Raw genomic sequence first — 19,511 nt, forward strand, 5'->3', positions numbered from 1 at the left:
GAAGCATACTCATCCCGAAAAGAGCAGATTCCAAAACGGGAACCCGGGGTATAGAATGGTAAGTTGCAATTGCAGGAGGAGAAATAATGATAAATCAGCAAACCGGTTCAGACCTGCCGCTCTATTCCACATCTTTCTGGAGACCCGTTGAGAGTGACTTTTCTTTCCCGCCGCTTGAGGAATCCATAGAAGTTGAGACCGTTGTTGTCGGCGGCGGCATTACAGGGATCACCGCTGCTTATTTGCTGCAAAAAGCCGGCATTCAAACAGCCCTCATTGAAGCCCGCAAAGTTCTGACCGGCACAACTGGCCATACGACAGCTAAAATCACCGCCCAGCACAGTGTTATATATGATTCTCTCATTCAAGCAGCTGGTGAGGAGAAAGCAAGAAAATATTATGATGCTAATGCAGAAGCCGCCCGATTCATCAAAAATACGATTTCCGAATTGAACATCTCCTGTCAGCTTATGGCGCAGGATGCTTATGTATATGCTTCTGATGCAAGCGGTGACAAGCAGATTCGAAAAGAATGGAAAGCCTATGAAAAGCTTGGCATTCCAGGTGAATTCCTGGATGAGACCGATCTTCCATACAGTGTGAAATCAGCGATCAGAATGCCTGATCAATCCCAATTCCACCCCGTTGAATACCTCTCAGAGCTGCTGAAGGAATTTGTTGCCTCAGGAGGGCACGTATATGAGCAAACGAGAGCAGCCGAACTTGAGAAGTCAGAAAAACCTGTCATTACTACAGCCCAGGGTTATACAGTTACATGCCGCAATGCAATCATCGCGACCCACTATCCTTTTGCTGATTTTACAGGTCTCCAATTTTCCAAACTTGAGCCTCAGCGCTCCTACATTATTGCAGCCAGAACGGCAGCACCTTTTCCAGAAGGAATGTATATTAGTGCAGATTCTCCCGTACGGTCTTTGCGGTCTGTATATGAAAACGGAGAACAGCTTGTGCTGATCGGCGGTGAAGATCACCGGACAGGAGAAGGAAACCGCGATGCAGCAGGGCAGGACACGGAAGAAATATATAAACGGCTTGCTGAATTTGGACGCGGGCAAATCGGGGTCACTGATGTTCTTTACAGATGGTCTGCCCAGGATCTACTGACACTCGATGGGATCCCGTATGCAGGGCCTATCACAGAGAATCATCCAAACATCCATCTTGCTGCCGGCTACGGTCTGTGGGGAATGACAAACGGAACAATGAGTGCCATGATTACTTCTGATGCTGTGCTTGGCAGGCAGAACCCTTACGCAGAGCTTTATTCCCCACAGCGCTCCATGAATAGAGTGGCAGCGGGGCAATTCCTCAAACAAAATATGGAAACGGCAAAAGAAATGATAGCCGGAAAACTGAGAAAATCAAAAGAAGATTTGGAAGACCTGGCATTGGACGAAGGTGCAAAAATCAAAGTGAACGGCGAGAAAGCCGGCGTCTACAAAGACGCTGCCGGTAATGTATCCCTTGTAAAACCGGTATGCACCCACATGGGCTGTGACCTGGAATGGAATAACGGAGAGCGTTCCTGGGATTGTGCCTGCCACGGTTCAAGGTTTAATGCTGATGGGCAGGTATTAGAAGGGCCGGCAGTCAAGCCGCTGGCGAAACTGGACGAGCCTGTTTATTCGGGAAATTCAAACAAAGAGTAACAGCAAGGACCAGCAGAAACATCTGTCATCGCCACGGTCCCAGATGATCCAGAAGGGCATTTCCTTCTGGTTTTTTCATTGGATGCAGATGCTTTAAAAAACGGCGAAGAAATAGAAAGATTGGCCCCTCTCTCTCATGTTCATGTTGCCCAAAAAGATCTGCTTGAAAGAAAAACGATTGTATATACTCTATCGTTCCCGCCAAGTTATAGATGATGACTGGAGAGCAGGAAAAGAGTATGATAGACAAAGAATGATATAAATATGAGCAACCGGGAATTCTTGTTTCCCAGAGGTGATAATCGTGGAGAACATCGTTCAAGATCTTATCAAAAAAGTGAAAGTAAAAAGTATAAACCCTCTTGATCCGGTTCATGTTTCGAACATTCCGGGTGATTGGCGGCTCATCGGCTGCGGAAATTATGCAGCGGTTTTTGAGCATCCCGGCTTTTCCGGTAAAATTGTAAAACTATATGCCGAGAACCGGAAAGGCGCCGAGAAAGAAAAACAGGTATACCGGCTGCTTGGGGATCACCCGGCCTATTCGGTCCTGTACGAAGCGGGCGAAAGACATCTGATCCTAAAAAAACTCGAAGGCCTGACACTCTATGAAGCTTTGCGAAAAGGAAAATACATTCCTGAAAGAGTGATCAAGGATGTCGATACAGCTTTACAATACGCCATCCGGATAGGGCTGAATCCGACTGACGTTCACGGCAAGAACGTCATGATGAAGGATGGAAGAGGCTACGTTATAGATGTATCTGATTTTCTGGAAGATTTCAATTGTCCGAGATGGAGAGATTTTAAGAAAGCCTACTACCGGCTCTACCTCCCCCTCTCCCGCTACCGGAAGCTGAAGGTTCCCCGCTGGATACTTGAACGAATCCGCAAAGGCTATCAAAAATATTTAAGATTGAGCGGTTATTACAAAAGAAAAAGACACAGCAAAGAAACAAAACGCCTGGCTAACCGCAGCTAGGCGTTTTGTTTGATTACCCGATAATTGCACTAAATCGGCGCGCTGCCTCTTTCGGATCCTGTGCCCTACTGATGCTCGAGATCACAGATACCCCATCTGCTCCGGATGCAAAGACAGGAGCCGCATTTTCAGCTGTAATACCGCCAATGCCCACCAGTGGAATCTGCATGCCTGCAAGTCTGATATCTCTGATCACTTCTGTTCCCCGTGCTTCCTTCGCATCCGCTTTTGAAGTCGTCGGGTATACCGGGCCGACTCCTATGTAATCAGCCCCATCCGCTTTAGCTTTTGCCGCTTCTTCTGAACTGTGAACGGACACACCGAGAATTTTCCCCTTCAATTTCGCACGGATCTCCAGTGCCTTTTCATCTTCCTGGCCTACATGGACACCATCTGCCCCTATTTTCACTGCAAGGTCAACGTCATCATTGATGATAAAAGGGATGGCCGCCTCCCTGCAAATGGCTTGCAGCCGGATGGCTAGTGAGACAATATCGTCCTTGGAATCTAAAGACCCTGGCCCTTTTTCTCTAAATTGAAACATTGTGATTCCACCCTCGATGGCTTGTCTCAATACAGTTTCAATACCTGCAGGACAATCCTGGGTTCCTGCTATAAAATACAGGGACAGATTTTCCTTTTGAAATTCCGCTCTCATATGCCTGTCCCTCTCTTCCGGTATGCCCAATGATTGGTAGGACCATGTCCTGATCCAATTTCAAGTGTATCTTCAATGGCTGCCTGGATAAATGTCTTGGCCGTCTCAGCTGCACGGCGGATCGCTCGTCCTGCAGCAAGTTCCGCTGCAAGCGCTGCTGAAAACGTACAGCCTGTCCCATGTGTGTGCCGAGTTTCAATCCTCGGACTCTTCATTTCATAAAACGCCTGGCCGTCGTAAAGCAGGTCAGAGGAATAATCTCCGTTCTCCTCATGTCCTCCTTTAATTAGACACGTTCTTGCACCCATTTGATGAAGAATCCGGCAGGCTTCCCTTTTATCTTCTTCTGTATGGATTTGGGTTCCAGTCAGTGCCTCCGCCTCCGGAATGTTCGGTGTAATAACCGCAGCCAAAGGAATCAGCACTTCTTTCATCGCTTGAATGGCTTCCTGCTGAAGAAGGGTGCTGCCCCCTTTTGCAATCATCACCGGGTCAATGACTACATTCTCCCACCTGTATTTGTTAATGGCCTCTGCTGCAGCCGCAATAATTTCTGCATTAAACAGCATCCCGGTCTTGACTGCATCCGGCGTAAGATCCTCTCCGATTGCATCAAGCTGGGATGCCACAGCAGCTGCATCCATCGGGTATACTCCGTGGACACCACGCGTATTCTGAGCCGTTACAGCAGTCACAGCACTCATCCCGAATACTCCAAGTTCCTGGAAAGTCTTTAAATCCGCCTGGATGCCTGCTCCGCCGCCACTGTCTGAACCAGCGATCGTTAGCACTTTTTTTATCATGTTAAAGCCCTCCTTTCTCAAATCTGGCCCGTTCTGCTAAATCTTGAGCCGTAACGGTTGAGAGCCGGTTAATGAATTCGATCTGGAAGCTTCCCGGACCTTTTCCCAAGGTGTCTGCAGCTGCAAGTTCAGCAGCGGTTCCATAAACCGCCAAAGCAGCCGATGCTGCATGAAGCATATTTTTTTCTATTGCTAAAAACGCAGCAACACTTGAGCTGAGAAGACAGCCGGTACCGGTAACTTTTGTCAGAATCGGGTCACCATTGTCCACTGAAACGACTTCTCTTCCGTCCGTAATGTAATCTGTTGCACCTGTAACAGCGATGATCGCATCGAGCTTCCGGGCTGCTCTCACCGCAAGGTCCTTCACATTCCCTTTGGAAGCACCGGCATCCACTCCCTTGCTTTCTGCACTTTCTCCTATCAAGCTTGCAATTTCTGCTGCGTTACCCCTGATCACTGAAACATTGACCTCTTTCAGGATCCTTTGTGCAGTAAGGGAACGAAGCTTTGTGACGCCGGCTGCGACCGGGTCCAGCACCACTGGGATCCCATTCCGGTTTGCAGCTTTTCCTGCAAGAACCATCGCTTCGGCTGTCCGCTCATTCAGCGTTCCTATATTCAATACCAACGCACCGGCAATGGCCGCCATCTCTTCCACTTCAGCCCGTGAATCCGCCATAACCGGGGATGCGCCAAGGGCCAGAAGGCCATTTGCCGTAAAATTGGTCACCACATAGTTTGTAATATTATGTACAAGCGGGTTCACTTCTCTTACTTTGTTCAATAACAAGCCTGCTTCCACTGCATTCATTTTCATCCATCCTCTCCGGAACAGGTGCGCTTTCAGCCATGAGCACGCAAAAAAGGCACTTCGCCTAAGAACGAAATGCCTTTTACGATACAAATGAATACCGCTGCATTCTCCCTACGCTGGCATTATCCAACAGGTTCACACGGTCTATAGCAGGATAGCTATACTCTCAGCCCGCTTCCGCAAGCTCCCGTTCCGTATATTTTACCGTAAGTTTATCCTGTAGCGGTTCAAAAATCAAGCGCTACTGCAGACTCTCTTTATCTTCATTTCTATCAGAAGCCATCTTGCCGAGTGACTCATTCATTTTGAACATGACCATTAGAAGCTCACAATAAATCCGGATTGCAAATGGACCGAAAATCAGGGTGATGAATCCCATCAAAATCTGCAATCCCGGTGTGTAAGACTGTCCGGAATTAATAATCATAATGAGTCCTGTCAAAATACTGATCCCGCTGCAAATGTAAAAAATAATGGTAATGATTGCCGGGGTAATCATCTTATCAAACTGAAGAAAATCTTTCATACTTAGCCCCCTCCAAATTTTCACTCTATATCAGCCTATGCGGGCCCTCTGCCCGCAATGCCAGATCCGGCTGTATTTCTGGAAAGGACATAATCCTTATAAAAAATGGAAAACCATCAGGAACTGGTTCATAAGTGACCCCCACCGCGAAAGGGCTTGAGCAGCTTTACAACCTTCTGCCCCTTTTTAAATTGGTTCATAAAAGCGCAACCATTTTCGAATAAAATAGGGTATAGATAAAAAAAGATTTGTAAAAGGGGAAACGACGGCAGATAAAGGAGAACATTATGAGGATCACCTCAAGGATTTGCATGATATGCTCCATCCTATCGGTTTTATTGTATTTTCTAGCAAAAATCATGTATTTTTCCGAGCTCGCCCACTATATGAATATCTCATCCATCCTGCTCGTATTCGTCATCATCCTCGCCTTCTTCTTCGATGATCATATAGGGTACTAAGAAAAGCGGAGGCGGCTTGCTCAGGCCCGACAAGCATAAGACAGTTCACCGGAGGAAGGTGAACTATCCTTCCGCAGGTGAAATGGCTTATGACCTCGAGGGCCTAGCCGCCGGAGCTGGACACTAGGAAAAGCGGAGGGCGCTTGCTCAGGCTTGAAGGACGGTGGAGCTCCTGACGGAGAGGCGCTCTTTGCCTCGACCGAAGGAGCGAAGCGGCCGAAAGCCTAGCGCCCGGAGCTGGACAATGAAAAGCGGAGGGCGCCATAGTAAGGAAGTTCTGCTAAGTGCGCGGCGTCCTGCCGCAGCGCAGAACGGACCTGCAACCCGCGGGCCTAAAGGTTTGGGACAGGAAATGGTGACATGCAGAAAAAACGTAAAAAGGGAACGGACCTGTGGCCATTCCCTTTTTTTTCACTATTTTTTAAAGTTCTTCATGCTTTTTGTGATTTGCTTCCATTTTGCTTTCTCTTCAGCTTGCGCCCGTTTGTCTTCTTTGCGGGCCAGGAAAGCAAGTTCTTTTTGGAGCTTTTGATAGCTTTCGTATCTGTGAGAGTCCAGAGTTTGAGATGATAGAGCCTGGCGGATGGCGCAGCCCGGTTCTGTTTCATGCCGGCAATCTGAGAAACGGCAATTAGAGGCAACCTCTTCTATATCCTCAAACGTACCGGACAAACCATCGTCTGCACTCCACAGCTGAAGCTCCCTCATCCCCGGAGTGTCGATCAGACAGCCTCCCGAGCTAAGGATAATCAATTCCCGGTGAGTCGTAGTATGTCTTCCACGGTCATCGTCTTCCCTTGCCGCCTGTGTTTTTAAATAGTCGCTGCCCAGAAGCTGATTTGTGATAGTCGATTTTCCAACACCTGAAGATCCAACGAGTGCGGCGGTTCTTCCACCAGTACAGTAGCTGCGCAGCAATTCAGCTGAAGTCAGTGCGCTGATGGCATGAACCGGCACACCAAAAGCGGCAGACTCCACTTCCTGTAGTTTCGCATCCAACTCTGTACATAAATCAGCCTTGTTCAGTACCACCACCGGATTTGCTCCACTTTCCCAAGCCATCACCAAGTACCTCTCGAGCCTGCGGATATTATAATCATGGTTCAGAGCCATAACGATGAAAAGCGTATCAATGTTCGCAGCGACGATTTGCTCATCAGCAGTAAGTCCTGCCGCCTTGCGTGAAAACTTGCTTTGACGGGGAAGGATCGTATGGATGGTCGCTTTTCCTTCCTCATGTCTCGGACGGATGACAACCCAGTCGCCAACGGCCGGATAATCCTCGCGGCCGGACGCCTCAAATCGCATTCTCCCTGCAATCTCCCCCAGCAGTTCCTGCTGTTCTGTTAAAATTCTGTACATTCTCTTATGCTCAAGGGCTACTCTTCCAATTTCAAAACCCTCTTCTCGATACGGCGCAAAAGCTTCCTCAAAAAAAGGGGACATTCCTAAATCTGCTAAATTCAATGTATTCATCCTCTCGATTTCATTCATCCATTTTAATTAGTAAATGATTGAATGCCACAGAGAGAGGACCGGCTACAGAATCCATCCCTCCGTGACGTGTACAGCAATCTGTAATTTTCTCATCATACATCACTCCTATAAAGGGATTCAGAGTTTGCAGCTCTTACCAGTTATTATACTCAAAACATACAGAAACAGCTGAAACAATTTAAAAATTGTGATTTTTCTCTGCCTGAAACTACTCCCATTCCATCCGATCTGCACAGATCATCAATCTATAGCATGTAAAAAGAGCCCGCCAACAGGCGGACTCTACTGATGATTCACCAAGGAGGCTGCGGTTTGTTCAAGTCCGCTTATGCTTGCCGCCATGCTGCTGATTCGTGTGTTTTGTTCTTCGGTGCTTGTTAATACTTCCTCTATTACGGCGCTCGTCTGATCGGTTACGGCTGAAACTGAAGCGGCCTCTTCTATAACCAGTGCTGTATTGCGGCTTAGATCCATCAATTGCTGCTCAAGTTCTGCAGAGCTTTCAGATGCTTCATGTACCCGTTCTAAAATTTGATTCATTCCGCTTTGCACAGAGCTTGCCACAGACAAACTGGAAGAAAAAGCATCATGGCCTTTTAGCATTTCTCCTGATGTCTGGTTCGTCTTATCCTTGATGCGATCCAGGATATCATGAATTCCCCCGGCTGATTTCTTCGAATTTTCAGCCAGCATCCGTATTTCCTTTGCTACTACAGAGAAGCCTTTGCCATGCTCTCCAGCCCTGGCGGCTTCTATGCCCGCATTTAGAGCGAGAAGATTTGTCTGTTCGGATAGATGGGTGATTGATTTAACAATCGATTCCACGTCCTTCGTTTCTCCCTGAAGTTCCTGAATAGAATCGGCTGCAATTTGAATCATATCAGACGCTTTTCCCATCTCTGCAGACAGTGTATTGATCTGAAGATGAATTTCTTCTACTGACCCTTTCGTCTCTTCAAACGATTCACGCATCTCCGCTGAAGCATTCCTGGCGTTTTCTGTATACGACCCAATGAGTTTAAGAGACTGGTCGATTTTAGCAGTGCTGGCGGCCTGATCCTCAGCTCCCGCCGCTATTTCTTTAAAAGCACCCGTGAGCCCTTCCGAAATTTCTTCAAGCGTGGAAGAGTCTGTTTTTAAATGACTCGTGTTTTTCGTCAGCTCTCCGAACGCAAGCTGAAGCTGGGCAAGCAGCCTCTCATTATTCCGGCTTTCCTCCTCGGCCTTTTTTAAACTGCTTTCAGCTGCAGTTCGCATTTTTTCACCCATAATACTCTGCAGGATCAGAGCTCCAATGATTAAGACCATGAACGAATTTAAGTTTACAGCCTCTATCCCCTTAACACCGGGGAACATCGTTTCGCCATGTATAAAATAAAAGTAATTCGTCATCGCCAGGCCGAATAACCCAGCCGCGATCACATGACGGTAATTGTGGAAAAGGGTGCTGATGGCGATAAGATAGTAAGCCATAAAATAAGATACAATGGTAGGCTCCATCTTCATCATAACTGCTCCAAGAACAGCAATGCTGACGATCGCCAGATAACTCATTTGGTTAACCAGCCATTTTTTCACCACCAGGAAAGTGAATACGGTTCCAACCGCGAGCCCAAAACCACCCAGCGTTAGCATGAAAGCAGTGCTTGCTCCTGTAATCCAGTAGGCTGCCAGGCCAAGAAGCAAGGAGCCCCAAATAATATACATCATTAGTTTATTCCGCTTTTGCATGTGCATTTTGCTGTGTTCCAAACCGGATCCCCCACCGCTTCTGTTTAATCGTTAAAATTGCCTTCATTATCTGTCTGATGCTATATGTCTAATATCGGCAGAATTGTGACATGTTTAAAGACAGAAACCGCGGAAAAGAGAAAAACAGTCCGCCTCGTAAGCGGACTGCCAAGTTTATCTTTGGTTCACTTCTGCTGCTGTTTTGCTTTCTGTTTCCTCTGCAGATTCTTCTGCCCTGAGGAAGATCATTCCGTTCCCCTGCGCTTTTTTAGACAGACCGATCGAAACAGTGTTTTTACAGAGCTGCGCATATACCTCAGGCTCTGTTAACCGCCTTCCAAATTCCTGCTCTTCCTTTTGAATCAGGAGAGCTGCGGCAGCCGAAGCATGCGGCGTTGCCATTGAGGTGCCCGAAAGTTTTGCATATTTATTGCCCGGGTAGGCAGATACGACATTTACACCCGGAGCAACCAGATCAATTTCGTCATTGGTGTTTGAAAACTCGGCCAGCTGCTTCTTTTCATCGATCGCGCCGACCTGAATGACTTCTTTGTAATAGCCTGGATAGGCTTTCTCGACCGTTTCTTCCCTTGAATCCCCTTCATTTCCTGCTGCACATATGACGAGGATGTCTTTTGCGACCGCCTCTTTAATCGCAGCATGGAGCTCAGGAACATCATCCGGGCCTCCGAGGGACATGGAAATAATACGGACCGTTTCTCCACTGTCGCCTTTCCATTCAGAAGCATACCGTATCGCCTCGATGATCCCTTCGTACGACCCGCTTCCGTCATCCCCCAGAACTTTCAGGATCAGCAGCTTTGATTCAGGTGCGCCTCCTGCTACCCCCTCGCCGTTCAATGCAGCTGCGATGGTACCTGCTACATGGGTTCCGTGAAAATGAGAATCACTGAAATCTCCTTCTTCTCCACCTGTAAAGTTTTTACCGCCGATAACGCGGTCTTTTAAGTCCACATGGGAGGTGTCGCAGCCTGTATCGAGGACTGCTACCACACAGTTCCCTTTTACTTCACTGTCCCATAGCTCGGGAGCGTTGATCAGGCTGATTCCATATGGGATTTCTTCCTGTGCTGAATCAAATACTTCTTCAAGCTTAAACGGTATTAAACGAACTTTGCTCATTTTCTTGTCCTCCTTCAGTTTTTTTGAAGAATCAAGTAACCGAACACTTGTTCTTATTATACCATATCCTGCTTATCAAAAACCATTTTATTTTTATTTCAATTTGCGTATGTCATCCATGAACCGATAGACCGGTAGCTTTTCACCAGGCTCTGATTTTATGAAGCCGAAGCTCTCATAGCTGTCCACAGATTCCGGTTCAAGTGAAAGGGAAAGCAGTCCTGCCTGCGGCTGGGCTGTAAGAAAAATGATGCTTCCTTTAGGAACAGTCACCTTTTCCTTCTGAACTTTCGTTTTAATTTTGCTGACTTCGATGCCTTCGTACTTTCCATCCGCTTCTTTTTCGGTTACCTGGAAAGTTTCCGCATCAATTACCAGATCTTTTTTTACAGTGAAACTTTTAAGTCCCTGATCTCTTAACTTGGCAGCTGCCAGTTCCTCACCCGTCTCAAGTATGTAAGCAGTAGGACGTTCCCTGGTCAGGACTGCTTTTGCCTTGGAGGCACTCTTATACTTAACGGGCACTTCCTTAACCGAGCCGGATTTAATATCCACCATTTCAAGGGTTTTCCCTTCAATCTCCTTGTTTTCGCTGTCGATCACAATCGGGTCCTTGTCATTTGCCATAAGACCTTTACGGATGAGCTTCAGCCTTTCTTTTACTACTTCTGTTTTCACTTTACCGGCTTGTTCAGCTGTGAGCCGAATGATCTTTTCATGTGTGGCGATCTGGGCAGCTGTTCTTCTGGAAAAGTTTTCTCTTCCTATGCCGATTCCCCTCGTTTCAACCAAAAACGAAACCGCCGGTGAGAGACCGAACGCATTTCTGCCGATTCTCGCCTCTGTACTGCCTTCTTCCACCTCAATTTCGCCGTTACTGTTCATGCCTGATGTATAGTAAGGTTCATTGGAAAAATTCTGCTTGTCCAGAGCCTCTTCTGTATTCTCAAGAAAATAATCGTCTGAGAGTGTTCTAATATTCTTGGGGATGTTTAAATTTTTCCCGGAAAGCAGCAGCAGGTCATGGTACTTTAGCAGGCCGATTTTTGCAAATTCCTGTCCTACACCGTATTCATGAGCATCGATCACAACCTCCGGCATGTATCGGTTAAATTCCCTGTGGACCGCCTTCACTTCTTGGGATTCAAGCTTGACATGATCCCGGTTTCCATCCAGTCCATTTTCAAGCTGTCTTTTAAAAAGGAATGAGCCGTCCGGATTTATACGCGGAATGATGATAACGTTGATTTTATCCAGTACTTCGTCTCCAAGCTTTCCAGACATTTTTTTTGCCATTGCCAAAACCGCTTCCCCTGCAGCAGGCTCATTCCCGTGAATTTGACCTTGAAGCCATACAGTAGGCTTTAGCGAAACCCCGGATTTGGAGATCTTCCGGTCCTTGGAAAAATACAAAGCGAGAATCGGACGCCCGGATTGGGATGTTCCAATCGATTTTACAGAAAGGTTCTTCGTTTCTTTCTTCAGCCCTTCCACATACTTTTCCAGCTCTTCCTGGGAGGTGAAAGAGTTTCCTTCTCTTGCAAAAGCAGGAGTCTGCACTTCTGGCGGTACCTCTGGGTAAAGCTTCAGCACCTGCTCAGGCTGGCTGTACTGTTTTCCGTAATAAGGGGTTTCTGCGGCGTCTGCAGCTGGATTTCCGGAAGCGAGGATCAGCCCTGCAGAGGCAGCAGCCAGTCCCCATTTTTTCCACTTCGTCATCTAAACACTCCTCTCCTTCTATATTTCCAGTATAGAGAAATTCAATAATTATCTAAATATTATGAAATATGTGATTTTATGATGAGGCTTTCTGCTCAGAAGGAGGAATACTGCCGAAAAAACGGGGAAAATGCCTCATTTAAGCAGGCTTTACGGCTCCGGCTTTAATAAAGGCAAGCTTTGCTATTGTCATGATCGAAAGGCTGAACAGGCTGCTCCCTAAAAAGAGCATAAGCACAGGCAGCATTCCTGCAAGAAGGTAAAACAAGCAAACCGCTGCAATCATGGAGAGCGAATGAAACGGATGTGACAGGGCAAATAGGAAAGCAAGTCTTACAGCCTTAACAAATCCTGCCTGAAAATGGACATAGACTGGAAAAACAAATAAAAATGCCAGAATGAAGATAAAAATCGAGATCGCCGCCAGGAAGTAAAGAACCATCCCAATCGTTCCACCCAATGTCATCGCAGCCCTTAAATAAAAATACAGGACAAATCCGGCAGCAAGAAAGCTCCAGCCAATCTGGTTGGCGATCAGCCAGTCCTTCCTCCACGTCTTTTTAAAGACAGCGAGAATCGGCACATCTGATTCCCCTTGCAGCCATTTTCTAAGAACCGTATACATGGACACAGTTGCCGGAAAAATTCCGGCTCCCCCTAAGCCAGCTAACGTAAATCCAAGCCATAGTACCTGTACATAGACCAGCTTCATTATCCATTCCATCGTCCGGTATAATCCCGTTGCCATCGCCATTCCCTCCTAAACAGAGAAGCCCGGCCGATAAAGACACAAGCCAGGCTGCTGCTGATTTTTATCCCTCTGTATAGCGCTTATAGGCGTCTTCATGAACCTTGATCAGCTGATCGACTCCCATTTCCTTCAGACGCTTTGTGAACTTGCTGAAATCAACCGGTTCTGCTCCCATCATCCATTTCTGAATCATCTCATCACGGTATGTCATGATTTGCAGGCCGATATCATTTTTTATTTTCTCTTCCTCTTCTGTAAAATTCAGAGCTGGAACTTCTTTGAGGAAGTAATCATTCTTCACATATTCCTCGACTCCTTTTAATGCAAGAGGTGCCATCCATTGTTTTTCATATTCAAAATCCTGCTGATAAGCGAACATGATTTGAGCGCCTTTTGCCCGCAGAGCACCCGGAACATCAGGAGAACTCAACACTTCTTTCGTGAATTTCGGCTCTCCGTTCTCAAGTGTGTACGTGTCGCCTTCCACCCCATAGTTCATCAGCCTGCGGCCTTCCTCGGTGAAGAAATAATCAAGGTACTTAATGGCAGCGACCGGATCTTTTACAGAGTGCCCGACGGCCACTCCCGTATAGTTGTTGAACGGAGAACGGATGGTCGGTTCCACACGCTCGCCCTTAGAGTTTTCCGGAGGGGCCATTGGAATCAGGTTAAAGTCAGGCGTATGCTTCTTGGAAATATCATTATACGTAACCGTGCTCGCGAACCAGTCATGTGTGGAGCCTCCAGTATTGTTGCCGAAGAGAACATCCCTTGAAGTTGCACCGCGGGTAAAGATTTCCGGATCGATTAAGCCTTCTTCATACCACTTTGCCAGGTTTTCCATCGCTGCTCCAAAGTCTTTTTCCATCGGCCCGTAAACGACTTTATTATCCTTTAGATAAAAATCACCATATCCGCCCCAAAGACTTGCCAGGTCAAAGATCCGCTGATTGATGCGGGTAAACAACGGGACTTCATCCGCTTTTCCATTGCCGTTTGGATCTTTTTCTTTAAATGCTTTTAGAACAGTGTAATACTCATCTACCGTCTGAGGGACCTCAAGCCCCAGTTTATCCAGCCAGTCCTGACGGATAAACCAGCCCTCTGCTGCTTCACCGTCGGCAATGAACGGGAGGTAATAAAGGTGCCCGTCAGCAGCTTTGGAAACTTTCATGATTTCAGGCATTTTATCCAGATAGCTTTGGATGTTCGGAGCATGCTCCTTGATCAGGTCTTCAAGCGGGATAAACGCCCCTTCTTTACCGTATTTGTTCAAGTTTTCCTTTTTCTCAAATACGAGATCCGGAATCTTGCCAGACGCGATCATCAGGTTAAAGGCTTCTTCGCTCTTCGTTGAGGACTTCGGTGCAACTCCTTTAAGGCTGACATTCGTCACTTCGGATGCCTTTTTAAAGGTGCTCCAATTGTCATCAAAAATAACCTGGCCGTCATTGTAATGAAGGTGGATTGTCATTTCGACCGGCTTGTCGCTTACCTTCGGCCCCTTTGATTCCGCATTCTCTTTTTGCTCTGTTTTCTCTTTCGGAGCGGTAGTGGTGCTGCTGCATGCAGTGGCTGTAAAAACAAGCATTCCTGAAGCTAAAACGAATGACAGCTTTCTTCCTTTACCCATTGCGGATCCCCCTTTAATTAGAAAGCATTATTCTTTAATCCCGCCAAGCATCGTCCCTTTAACAAAGTATTTCTGCAGAAACGGATAGACAATAAGAATTGGCAGGATGGATACAAAAATAGTCGCGTAAATAATGGTCTCCCGTGAAAATTCCATCATGACGTCTGCGGTGGCTAGCACCTGCTCGCTTACCGTCATTTCAACAATCAGCTTTTTCAGCATAACCTGAAGCGGGATCTTGCTTTCATCATTTAAGAGAACCATCGCCCAGAAATAGCCGTTCCACCTGGCTACTGCGTAGAACAGCCCGACTGTAACGAGAGCCGGTTTTGAGAGCGGCAAATAAATTTTCATCAGGATCTGCAGGTCATTTGCCCCGTCCACTTTCGCAGATTCTTCAAGCGAGTCGGGAATCGACTGAAAAAAGCTTCTCAGGATAAATACAAGAAAAGTAGAGATGGCGAACCCAACGATGATACTCGTTCTTGTATCAAGCAGGCCAAGCTCTTTAAAATTCAGATAAGTTGGAATGATGCCTGCCTGGAACCACATGGTAAACGCGATGAAGAAAGCGATAAACGCTTTGCCGCGCAATCTCTTTTTTGAGAGCGGATAAGCCCCGCAAATGGTCAGCAGCAAATTGACTGCAGTCCCAATAACCGTGTAAAAGATGGTGTTCCCATATGCGGTCCAAATCGCCGGGTCCTCAAGCACCTTTGCATAGGACAGAAAGGTAATCTCTTTTGGAAAAAGAATCACCTCTCCTGCAATAACAGACTGAGCCGAGCTGATCGATGCTGAAAATACATAAATAAACGGGTAGATACAGACAGCAGCCAGCAGGGCTAAAAAAATGTAAATGAGAAGATCAGTGAAGCGTTCACCTTTGCTTTTTTTCATTTGCCCCACCTACCATAAACTGTTTTCTGTGAATTTTTTGCTGAGCTTATTCGCGGTCACGACGAGAATCAGACCGACAATGGAATTGAACAGACCGGCAGCTGCGCCAATTTCATATTCTCCGCCCTGCAGTCCTGCACGGTAGACATAGGTATTGATTACATCCGCCGTCTCATACGTACTTGGCTGGTAAAGAAGAATGATGGCTTCATAGCCCACTTCAAGAAAAGCTCCGATTTGAATGAGAAAAAGAATGATGATGGTGGGAAGAATCCCAGGGATGGTCACGTGCCACATCTGCCTCCACCGGTTGGCTCCGTCCATCTTGGCTGCTTCATAAAGGGCCGGATTGATCCCGGCAATCGCGGCAAGATAGATGATGGCATTAAAACCGACATCCTTCCAGATGTTCATGCTTGTAAAAATGGTTCGGAAATACTCAGATTCTGTCAGAAAATATGTTTTTTCCCCTCCCAGTCTCTCAATGAGCAGATTGACGAGCCCGTTGGTCGGAGCAAGCATATTTGTAATGATTCCGGTGATGACAACGATTGAAATAAAATGAGGCAGGTAGGTGAGCGTTTGAACTGTGCTTTTAAATACTTTGTTTTTCACCTCATTAATGAGAATCGCAAGCAAGATCGGTGCCGGAAAGCCGAATACGAGGCCATAAATGCTGATCAGCACCGTGTTTGTTAAGGTGCGGATGAAATACTCGCTCTCAAAAAAACGGATGAAATTTTCAAATCCAACCCAGGGACTTTCAGCAATCCCCTTAAATAAACTGTAATCTTTAAAAGCAATCTGCAAACCGGCCATCGGTTTGTACTGGAAGATCAGGTACCAAAGAATGAATGGAACGAGCATCAAGTATAAATACCGGTCCCGGATCAAGCTGTTTTTGACTGATAGTAAGAAAGGAATTTTTTCCGGCTTTACTTTTACTTTTGGTGCTTTACTTTCCAAGACTGGCGACTCCAATTTCCCCCTCCTCCTTGTAAGCGCTTTCTATGTTGTCATCTTACATTCAGACGGGGCTTTCCTTCTATCGCAATTTTTCCGGTCAGTCTTCATTTCTTTAAAAAAGTATAAATAATGAGTGCAAAGTGAAAGTATTGCAGATAAATCCCCTGTTTATGAGCCTTCCGACTTCTCATATTGCCCGGGTGATAATCCCACGTATTTCTTGAAAATACGGATGAATGTATTAACGTTGTTATAGCCTACGAGCTTTGAGGCTTCATGGACTTTTATCTTCCGTCCGGCCAGCAGTTCCTTTGCTTTTTGAATCCGGTACCTGTTCAGATACTCTTTATAGTTTTCCCCTGTATGTTCTTTAAAAATAGTGCTGATATAGCTTGGAGTCAGCTGAAAATGATCCGATAAATCCTGGAGCGACAGATCTTGATGATAATGCGCTCTGATGTAGTTGACAATCTGCCCCGCTGCAGTTGCTCCCTGGCCGCTCGAAACAATTCGGTCAGACGCACTTGTGAATATTTTCACGATTTCTTCCTTCAGCGTTTCCCTGTCCTTGATGCCGCTCAGCTCAAGGTGGAGCATTTCATCCCTTGGTGCTTGAGAAGCGGACTGTACGATCCTGTTCACTGTTCCTGCCATCGCAAAAATAAACTGGGAGAGGGCAAATTTATCGAGGCTTCTCTTCTCCACGTTTTCCGAAACAATCCGGTCCAGGATCTGGAAACCTTCTTCTCTCCGGCCCTGAACAAAAAACTGAATCAGTTCCTTTTCCACTTCCAGCGGATAGAAAAAGGTCTGTTTTTGTTTGAGAAGCTCCCCTTCCCAGCATAAAACCTGTTTTTTCTCAAACATTATCCTGCTCCCCAGCAGATCAGCAGCCTGCTGAAAGGACAGATCAATATTTTCAAGCCCTGATGCTTCCCCCCCAATCGCAGCCGTTACAGAACGGCGGATGGCAGGGTCCAGCATCCCGAGAGCTGCCGACGTTCGATCCTTTAATTCGTCTGCGGATAGACCTGTTGTGATCACAGCAAACCGGGATGAATCGAGCTCGGCAGCTTCTGCATATCCATTGCTTCCGAATACATCCTTTAATAGTGCTGTGATTTCTTCTCTCAGTTTGCTTCTCCCCTGATTGGACATGGGGATGCCAAACTCGACGATCATGACGGAAACCAGGTTCTTATACGGTTCAAGCTGGTAAAGTGAAATCCCCTTTTGGATGGTTTGTTCATCTGCGAGTCCGTGCAGAGCATCCCACAGGAACTTGGCTTTAAGCGGAACCTGATGTTCCTCCATCAGAGTCGTTAATTCACGGTTGACCTTTTCTATATTCCTGGCAGTCTTCTGTACGAAAACAAATTCATCCTCACCGGCTTTCATGGCATGGTTCTCTTTAAAAGCAGAGACCATGCTGTACACGGGCTTGTATGTGTGCCAGATCAAAACCGAAGCGATAAGGACCCCTGCCAGCAGCAAGCCTGCCGGAAGCAGCGCCATTGTAAGCCACTGACCGTTTTGTTCCGTCTGAGGGGGTTTCTCCGGAGTAATGTATACGTAGGTCAAATCCTTTAGACTGCTGGAACCGGCGGAATGAATGATATGGCCTTTTCTTTTAAACTTTGAATAATGAGAGATTTGTTCATTCCTGCTGGCCATTTCTTTCGGAAGGTTTCCAAGGTCGACCTGTGCCCTTTTGTCCAGCGGAAGGACATTTTCTTCCGATACAAGCATAAGAGCGTCTTTCCCGTTTTCAAGAGACTCCGGCAGAAACGCTATTTTTTTAAAGGATAAAAAGAAAAATACTGTATTCTTGCTGCTTACACGGTATTTTTTAATCAGGGTAAGCGTGTCTGCCGCAGATGGCCCAGTTACCGTAATCGTCCGGAAATAGCTGGACCAGCTCGTATCTCTTGCAAAAGCTTCAAAATTCCGGACTGACTCCTTAGACATATCAAGCTGCTTGAAAAAGTAATCGGTTGGTAGCGTATAGGCAGATGTGATGACCGTGTTATCGTTATGCTGCATCATGGCAATATCATAGTCATAATTTGAAAAAGCGGTCTTGTTCCTCTGAATCTCCTTTAATACAAGACCCATGTAATAATTCTTCAGATTCGGTTTCGTGCCGGCCGTATACTGCTTGAAGGCATCACTCGTTTCAAGCTGGATCATGCCGTTCAGTGCCACCTGGATCCGCTGATCCATCATCTCCTGTGCCTGCTGCAGCAATAGCTTCTGCGTGCTGTTCCGCTCCATCTTTGCAATTTCATCATTTTTTGCATAATAGACGCCGAGAGCCCCGATTGTATAAAGAAGAATGACTGTACAAAAGGAAAAAATCAATGTCCTAAAGAACTTGCTTTTCCACAATTTTACCGCCCCCCATCCATTCTCTGTATGTTCTATATGTTCGATCTCCAAACTTCCAATTCCTTCTATTTTAACCCGGAAGCTTTTCTGCTCTGCAAGCTTTTCCTTTTGCTAAAGCATATGCTCACATATGCCATTCATTTGAATTTCAGCTCATTCTCTTGTAAAATATCAAACTGTGTTTGTATTGAACGGTATAAAAATAAAAAAGGAGGCGCATAACATGCTTCTTGCAGATACCAAACCGGTAAAAGCAGAAGAGATCCTCGAGGAAAAAGAAGAACTGGAGATGCAGCTATACAGAATGCAGGCCAATATAAAGGACATCGCAAAGGACACCAAAGGCGAAATCCTTGGAATTGACCAGACAAAAGAAGACAAATGGGTCATCGTACATGCTGTGGACGATGGAAATGCCTGCAAAATTATGATTAATGACTGTGAAACATCCTACCGCGGCAAGTGGGATTTTTCCATTCAGGCAACGTATAAATCGGAGGATACAATCAAAATCGGGGACATTAAAGGCCCCGCCGGCAAAGGCTATGGCTCGATCTGCATGCAATACTTAAAGCAGAAAGCGCATAAGCATAATATCCCCTACATCATCGGGGACATTGCCGAAAGAGACTGGAACCACCTCGACCGGCTGCTTCATTTTTACAAAAAGCACCACTTCGATGTAAAACTCGACCGTGACAGCAAATGCGGGAAAATTATATGGACAGGATGAAGCTGCAGCCATGCAGTTTTTTTTTGCAGGCAGATTTTTGAGCCTGCACATTGGCTGATAGTGATAAAGTCCTTTTCTATCCTATATGGGAGGGATTTCACTGCTCCTTCCCGTAGTGTATGGGGAGACGGCA

Annotated in this window: 17 protein-coding genes; 4 read left to right on the forward strand and 13 right to left on the reverse strand. The window is 46.4% G+C overall.

Annotation, left to right across the window (positions count from 1 at the left end):
* Nucleotides 1-86: 86 nt before the first annotated feature.
* Nucleotides 87-1,670, forward strand: a complete 1,584-nt coding sequence (locus GKZ89_RS13035; RefSeq protein ID WP_155112844.1) for an FAD-dependent oxidoreductase — start codon at nt 87-89, stop codon at nt 1,668-1,670.
* Nucleotides 1,671-1,974: 304 nt separating this feature from the next.
* Nucleotides 1,975-2,652, forward strand: coding sequence for a serine/threonine protein kinase (locus GKZ89_RS13040; protein ID WP_194201633.1), 678 nt, complete (start codon nt 1,975-1,977; stop codon nt 2,650-2,652).
* Nucleotides 2,653-2,665: 13 nt separating this feature from the next.
* On the opposite strand, the gene thiE is transcribed toward GKZ89_RS13040, so the two are convergent.
* The 4 genes from thiE to GKZ89_RS13060 form a co-directional block, all read right to left on the reverse strand.
* Nucleotides 2,666-3,310 (reverse strand): thiamine phosphate synthase, encoded by a 645-nt coding sequence (gene thiE, locus GKZ89_RS13045; RefSeq protein WP_155112845.1) that lies wholly within the window; start codon nt 3,308-3,310, stop codon nt 2,666-2,668.
* Complete coding sequence (thiD, locus tag GKZ89_RS13050) at nt 3,307-4,113, reverse strand: bifunctional hydroxymethylpyrimidine kinase/phosphomethylpyrimidine kinase (protein WP_155112846.1); 807 nt, start codon at nt 4,111-4,113, stop codon at nt 3,307-3,309. The genes thiE and thiD overlap by 4 nt, the downstream gene beginning before the upstream one ends.
* Before the next feature lies 1 nt (nt 4,114).
* Nucleotides 4,115-4,927: a hydroxyethylthiazole kinase gene (gene thiM, locus GKZ89_RS13055; RefSeq protein WP_241680246.1), complete on the reverse strand. Its 813-nt coding sequence runs from the start codon at nt 4,925-4,927 to the stop codon at nt 4,115-4,117.
* Between the two features lie 244 nt (nt 4,928-5,171).
* Nucleotides 5,172-5,456: a DUF4282 domain-containing protein gene (locus tag GKZ89_RS13060; RefSeq protein WP_155112848.1), complete on the reverse strand. Its 285-nt coding sequence runs from the start codon at nt 5,454-5,456 to the stop codon at nt 5,172-5,174.
* Nucleotides 5,457-5,743: 287 nt separating this feature from the next.
* Between GKZ89_RS13060 and GKZ89_RS13065 the strand changes: the two genes are divergently transcribed.
* Entirely contained in the window at nt 5,744-5,917 is a 174-nt protein-coding gene (locus tag GKZ89_RS13065) for a hypothetical protein (RefSeq protein ID WP_155112849.1), read from the forward strand.
* 414 nt (nt 5,918-6,331) lie between these two features.
* On the opposite strand, the gene rsgA is transcribed toward GKZ89_RS13065, so the two are convergent.
* From rsgA to GKZ89_RS13110, 9 genes are all read right to left on the reverse strand, one after another.
* On the reverse strand, nt 6,332-7,393 hold the full coding sequence (gene rsgA, locus GKZ89_RS13070) for a ribosome small subunit-dependent GTPase A (RefSeq protein WP_155112850.1): 1,062 nt from the start codon (nt 7,391-7,393) through the stop codon (nt 6,332-6,334).
* Nucleotides 7,394-7,696: 303 nt separating this feature from the next.
* Nucleotides 7,697-9,166 carry a methyl-accepting chemotaxis protein gene (locus GKZ89_RS13075; RefSeq protein ID WP_155112851.1) on the reverse strand — a complete coding sequence of 490 codons (1,470 nt, stop codon included), beginning with the start codon at nt 9,164-9,166 and terminating at the stop codon, nt 7,697-7,699.
* A 153-nt stretch (nt 9,167-9,319) separates the two neighbouring features.
* Nucleotides 9,320-10,288, reverse strand: coding sequence for a S8 family peptidase (locus GKZ89_RS13080; protein WP_155112852.1), 969 nt, complete (start codon nt 10,286-10,288; stop codon nt 9,320-9,322).
* Nucleotides 10,289-10,381: 93 nt separating this feature from the next.
* Entirely contained in the window at nt 10,382-12,007 is a 1,626-nt protein-coding gene (locus GKZ89_RS13085; RefSeq protein ID WP_155112853.1) for a M14 family zinc carboxypeptidase, read from the reverse strand.
* A gap of 139 nt (nt 12,008-12,146) precedes the next feature.
* Nucleotides 12,147-12,755, reverse strand: a complete 609-nt coding sequence (locus GKZ89_RS13090) for a YesL family protein (protein WP_162356840.1) — start codon at nt 12,753-12,755, stop codon at nt 12,147-12,149.
* 64 nt (nt 12,756-12,819) lie between these two features.
* Complete coding sequence (locus GKZ89_RS13095; RefSeq protein ID WP_155112855.1) at nt 12,820-14,391, reverse strand: extracellular solute-binding protein; 1,572 nt, start codon at nt 14,389-14,391, stop codon at nt 12,820-12,822.
* A gap of 27 nt (nt 14,392-14,418) precedes the next feature.
* Entirely contained in the window at nt 14,419-15,291 is an 873-nt protein-coding gene (locus GKZ89_RS13100; RefSeq protein ID WP_155112856.1) for a carbohydrate ABC transporter permease, read from the reverse strand.
* A 9-nt stretch (nt 15,292-15,300) separates the two neighbouring features.
* Nucleotides 15,301-16,257, reverse strand: a complete 957-nt coding sequence (locus GKZ89_RS13105; RefSeq protein ID WP_241680247.1) for an ABC transporter permease — start codon at nt 16,255-16,257, stop codon at nt 15,301-15,303.
* Between the two features lie 168 nt (nt 16,258-16,425).
* Nucleotides 16,426-18,645 carry a helix-turn-helix domain-containing protein gene (locus GKZ89_RS13110; RefSeq protein WP_155112857.1) on the reverse strand — a complete coding sequence of 740 codons (2,220 nt, stop codon included), beginning with the start codon at nt 18,643-18,645 and terminating at the stop codon, nt 16,426-16,428.
* A 223-nt stretch (nt 18,646-18,868) separates the two neighbouring features.
* Between GKZ89_RS13110 and GKZ89_RS13115 the strand changes: the two genes are divergently transcribed.
* Nucleotides 18,869-19,378 carry a GNAT family protein gene (locus tag GKZ89_RS13115; protein WP_155112858.1) on the forward strand — a complete coding sequence of 170 codons (510 nt, stop codon included), beginning with the start codon at nt 18,869-18,871 and terminating at the stop codon, nt 19,376-19,378.
* The last annotated feature ends 133 nt before the right edge of the window (nt 19,379-19,511 follow it).

This window comes from Metabacillus mangrovi (assembly GCF_009711125.1).
In the GTDB taxonomy this organism is placed as follows: Bacteria; Bacillota; Bacilli; order Bacillales; family Bacillaceae; genus Metabacillus_B; species Metabacillus_B mangrovi.

Coding starts and splice junctions, on each gene's coding strand:
- rsgA (WP_155112850.1), bottom strand. CDS start 7,393: ATGAATACATTGAATTTAGCAGATTTAGGAATGTCCCCTTTTTTTGAG.
- GKZ89_RS13100 (WP_155112856.1), bottom strand. CDS start 15,291: ATGAAAAAAAGCAAAGGTGAACGCTTCACTGATCTTCTCATTTACATT.
- GKZ89_RS13035 (WP_155112844.1), top strand. CDS start 87: ATGATAAATCAGCAAACCGGTTCAGACCTGCCGCTCTATTCCACATCT.
- GKZ89_RS13095 (WP_155112855.1), bottom strand. CDS start 14,391: ATGGGTAAAGGAAGAAAGCTGTCATTCGTTTTAGCTTCAGGAATGCTT.
- GKZ89_RS13065 (WP_155112849.1), top strand. CDS start 5,744: ATGAGGATCACCTCAAGGATTTGCATGATATGCTCCATCCTATCGGTT.
- GKZ89_RS13115 (WP_155112858.1), top strand. CDS start 18,869: ATGCTTCTTGCAGATACCAAACCGGTAAAAGCAGAAGAGATCCTCGAG.
- GKZ89_RS13085 (WP_155112853.1), bottom strand. CDS start 12,007: ATGACGAAGTGGAAAAAATGGGGACTGGCTGCTGCCTCTGCAGGGCTG.
- GKZ89_RS13080 (WP_155112852.1), bottom strand. CDS start 10,288: ATGAGCAAAGTTCGTTTAATACCGTTTAAGCTTGAAGAAGTATTTGAT.
- GKZ89_RS13060 (WP_155112848.1), bottom strand. CDS start 5,456: ATGAAAGATTTTCTTCAGTTTGATAAGATGATTACCCCGGCAATCATT.
- thiD (WP_155112846.1), bottom strand. CDS start 4,113: ATGATAAAAAAAGTGCTAACGATCGCTGGTTCAGACAGTGGCGGCGGA.
- thiE (WP_155112845.1), bottom strand. CDS start 3,310: ATGAGAGCGGAATTTCAAAAGGAAAATCTGTCCCTGTATTTTATAGCA.
- GKZ89_RS13090 (WP_162356840.1), bottom strand. CDS start 12,755: ATGGCAACGGGATTATACCGGACGATGGAATGGATAATGAAGCTGGTC.
- thiM (WP_241680246.1), bottom strand. CDS start 4,927: ATGAATGCAGTGGAAGCAGGCTTGTTATTGAACAAAGTAAGAGAAGTG.